The organism is Methylophilus sp. (assembly GCF_035460085.1).
Taxonomy (GTDB): Bacteria; Pseudomonadota; Gammaproteobacteria; order Burkholderiales; family Methylophilaceae; genus Methylophilus.
This window is the reverse complement of sequence record NZ_DATHWZ010000057.1, coordinates 1-3897: the sequence shown is the minus strand read 5'-3', so window position 1 is coordinate 3897 and position 3897 is coordinate 1. Positions and strand designations below refer to the sequence as shown.

The window sequence follows — 3897 nt, the reverse complement described above, 5'->3', positions numbered from 1 at the left end:
TTGATCTTTCTTAAAGTATTCATGATGGTGCATCCTGCATTTACAGGTACTATCTAGCCTCAGCAAATCTAGAGACATCATCCCCTCATGCAAAGTGAAGTAAAAGAGCCTATCCGGTACGCCGTGGTTGCAGCCGTTCAGCTACCTAATGTCAGCGACATCGAGTTTGAAGCCTCCCTTAGCGAACTGCGCGAACTGGCGAAAACGCTGGGCTATCAGATCGTAAACACATTTGTACAGAAGCGCTCTAGCTTTGATACGACGGGCTATCTGGGGATAGGCAAGCGCGAGGAAATCCGTGATTACGTCAGCATTGAGTCTGCCGAGGATGAGTCTCAGTCGCTGGATGCACAGTTACCCACTATTGAGGCCGTCCTGGTTGACCACGAAATTTCGCCGGCACAGGCCCGCAATCTTGAAATTGAAGTGGGTTGCGAGGTGATGGACCGGACCATGGTCATCCTCGAAATCTTTCACCGCAATGCCCGCTCACGCGCAGCACGCGCCCAAGTGGAGATTGCGCGTCTTGGCTACATGGCGCCACGGTTGCGCGAGGCTGCAAAACTGGCGGGTCCGCAGGGCCGCCAGCGTAGCGGAGCAGGTGGTCGCGGCGCAGGCGAGTCGCACACCGAACTGGACAGGCGCAAGATTCGCGACCGCATTGCAGAATTGCAACAGGAAATTATCGTGATGGATGGCGAGCGCAGGACGCAACGTGCCCGCCGTCAGGAGCGCCAGACGATGGCGAGTGTCGCCCTGGTCGGGTATACCAATGCCGGTAAATCTACATTGATGCGCGCACTGACTGGTAGTGAGGTGCTGGTGGCGAACAAGCTTTTCGCCACACTGGACACCACCGTGCGGGCCCTATATCCGGAGAGCATCCCGAGGGTGCTGGTCAGTGATACCGTCGGTTTCATCAAAAACTTGCCACATGGCCTGGTGGCGTCATTTAAATCCACGCTGGATGAGGCGCTTGATGCGTCATTGCTGCTGCATGTGATTGATGCAAGCGATCCCGGCTTTGAGCGCCAGCTTGAAGTGACAGATAAAGTACTGGAAGAAATCGAAGCGGACGATGTGCCGCGTATCCGCGTGTTCAACAAGATAGACTTCGTGGGTGATGCTACTGCGCAAGCGGAGCATGAAGCTGCGCTGCGGTTGAAATATCCGGATTGCATAGTGATGAGTGCCCGCCGCCCGGATGAAGTGGCGGCGCTCCGCCAGAAGCTTGTCGACTTCTTCCAGCAGGACCTGGTTGAAGCCGAGATTTTTGTGCCCTGGTCCGCACAACAACTTCGCGGCAAAATTTACAGTACCTGCCAGGTATTGAGCGAGCGCTCGGAGGATGATGGCACGTTCTTCACTGTGCGTGGCGAAGCCAACGATATCGATAGCCTGCGTGAACAGTTAACACAGTTAGAGTGATGACAGTGACTTGCCGCCCTGAGCCAATCGAATAAACGCCTGCACATAATCAATTTGTTCGTCTGTCTCACGTATCCCCAGGTAAATCTGTTTGGCGATGCCCTGTTTGCCTAACTGTACCGGTGTCACATCAAACCGGCTTTGATATTCTTCCACCAGCCAGCGCGGTAACGCGGCAACGCCGCGGCCACTGGCGACCATTTGCAGCATGATGTCTGTGGTTTCAATCGGTTTGTGCACATGCGGGCTGATGCCCGCTGGTTGCAGAAACTGGTTATAGATGTCTAGCCGGTCTATCTCTACCGGGTAAGTGATCAGCGTTTCGTTACTTAACTGTTCAGGCACGACATAGGCAGACTTCGCCAATGGATGCTGATGATTCACCACCAGCACCTGTTCATAATCAAATACCGGTTGAAATATCAGGCCGGGTTTATATAAAGGGTCGGGTGTGACCAGCATATCAATCTCATAGCCAAACAGTGCACCTATGCCACCAAACTGAAACTTCTGTTTGACGTCTACATCGACATCCGGCCAGTCAGCAAGATATGGCGACACCACTTTCAATAACCACTGGTAACAGGGGTGGCATTCCATACCGATGCGCAAGGTGCCACGCTCGCCCTGGGCAAACTGGCGCAGGCGCTCTTCAGCCAATGACAATTGCGGTAACAGGCGGTTGGCTACTGCCAGCAGATATTGCCCGGACTGGGTCAATCGTAAACGGCGGCCTTCGCGTAGCCAGATATCAGTGCCCAATTGCTGTTCCAGTTTTTTGATCGAGTGGCTTAATGCAGACTGAGTTAGAAACAATTTCTCAGCGGCGGCTGTCAGCGAACCTTGAAGTTCAACCTCACGAATAATTGCTAAATGGATACGTTCAATCATCAGTTATCTATGAATAAAATTAATTGATAGTTGAAATAATACCATTTTACTTCATGGTTTGTGTTTCCTAAAATGCGTGTTCTTAATGATTACACGCGAGACACACATGGTCACCACACACAATCTGGGATTTCCGCGCATAGGCGCAAAACGCGAACTGAAATTTGCCCTGGAGGCATACTGGAAAGGGCAGTCCTCATTAGACGCTTTAAAGCAGATAGGTAAAGATTTACGCAAGGGCAACTGGGCTTTGCAATCCAACCTTGATTTCGCGCCGGTGGGTGACTTTGCGTTTTATGACCAGGTGCTGGATATGAGCTTCACGCTCGGCAACCTGCCAGCACGTGTGCAAGATTTCCATGGAGATCCCCTGGATAACTATTTCCGTGTCGCACGTGGCCGCTCGGCAGAGTCCGGTGAGGAGCATGCGCAATGCTGTGGCGGCGTGGCTGCCGGGGAAATGACCAAGTGGTTTGATACCAACTACCACTATATCGTGCCTGAATTCACCGCTGAAACCCAATTCAAGCTGGATGCGACGCGCCTGCTGGAACAACTGTCTGAAGCTAAAGCACAAAACGTCAAGGCGAAACCAGTGATTGTTGGGCCTGTGACTTACCTGGCGATCGGCAAGGCCAAAGATGACTCAGACCGACTGGCTTTGTTGCCAACGTTATTACAAGTCTACACAGAGCTGCTGGAAACCCTGGCTGCGCAAGGCGTGGAATGGGTCCAGATCGATGAGCCGATCTTGGTTGCCGAGCTGACTCCTGAATGGCAGCATGCATTCAACCTGGCTTATCACCAGTTAAAGAGCAGCCGCGTGAAACTGCTGGTCGCCACTTATTTTGGTCAGCTGGCCGAAAACCAATACCTGGCAGCCAATCTGCCCGTCGCCGGTTTGCATGTGGATGCGATCAATGCACGTAGCGAAATCGTGCCGTTGATTAACATGCTGCCCGCACACAAAGTGCTTTCCGTTGGGGTAATCAATGGCCGCAATATATGGAAAACGGATTTAAACGCGACTTTAGATTGGCTGGAGCCTATTGCGCAACGCTTAGGTGAGCGTTTATGGCTGGCGCCTTCGTGCTCATTGCAACATGTGCCAGTCGATCTGGATAGCGAGCAAAAAATGGATGGCGAGATTAGATCCTGGCTGGCATTTGCTACACAAAAACTGGAAGAGTTAAGTATTCTGGCGATTGCCTTGAATCAAGGACGCGCAACGGTCAAAGACCAATTGGCAAGTAATCTGGCCGCAATCGAAGCACGTCGCACTTCGCAACGCGTGCATAATCCAGTTGTAAAAACTGCGCTGGAAAAGCTGACGCCTCAACTAGGTCGACGTCAAAACACCTACACGACACGTGCAATCAAACAGGCTGCTTTGCTCAAACTTCCCAAGTTTCCTACCACGACCATAGGCTCTTTCCCGCAAACGGCTGGCATCCGTCATGCACGTAGCCAGTTCAAAGCGGGTGCGCTGGATCAGGCGAGTTACCAGGCAGCGATGAAAGCGGAAATTCTGCACAGTGTGCGCGAGCAGGAATCGTTGGGCCTGGATGTACTGGTGCA

Annotated in this window: 3 protein-coding genes; 2 read left to right on the top strand and 1 reads right to left on the bottom strand. The window is 52.4% G+C overall.

Annotation, left to right across the window (positions count from 1 at the left end; genetic code table 11):
• Nucleotides 1-87: 87 nt before the first annotated feature.
• Nucleotides 88-1428 (top strand): GTPase HflX, encoded by a 1341-nt coding sequence (gene hflX / locus VK958_RS08230; protein WP_325240592.1) that lies wholly within the window; start codon nt 88-90, stop codon nt 1426-1428.
• Here the strand turns inward: hflX and VK958_RS08225 are convergent.
• Nucleotides 1420-2319 (bottom strand): LysR family transcriptional regulator, encoded by a 900-nt coding sequence (locus VK958_RS08225; protein WP_325240590.1) that lies wholly within the window; start codon nt 2317-2319, stop codon nt 1420-1422. The two genes, hflX and VK958_RS08225, sit on opposite strands and share 9 nt — an antisense overlap.
• A gap of 106 nt (nt 2320-2425) precedes the next feature.
• Here VK958_RS08225 and metE point away from each other — a divergent pair.
• A partial coding sequence (gene metE, locus VK958_RS08220; RefSeq protein ID WP_325240593.1) for a 5-methyltetrahydropteroyltriglutamate--homocysteine S-methyltransferase occupies nt 2426-3897 on the top strand: 1472 nt, incomplete at its 3' end.

Bases quoted from the DNA above. Each gene is read 5' to 3' on its own strand.
- hflX (WP_325240592.1), top strand. From the start codon at position 88: ATGCAAAGTGAAGTAAAAGAGCCTATCCGGTACGCCGTGGTTGCAGCC.
- VK958_RS08225 (WP_325240590.1), bottom strand. From the start codon at position 2,319: ATGATTGAACGTATCCATTTAGCAATTATTCGTGAGGTTGAACTTCAA.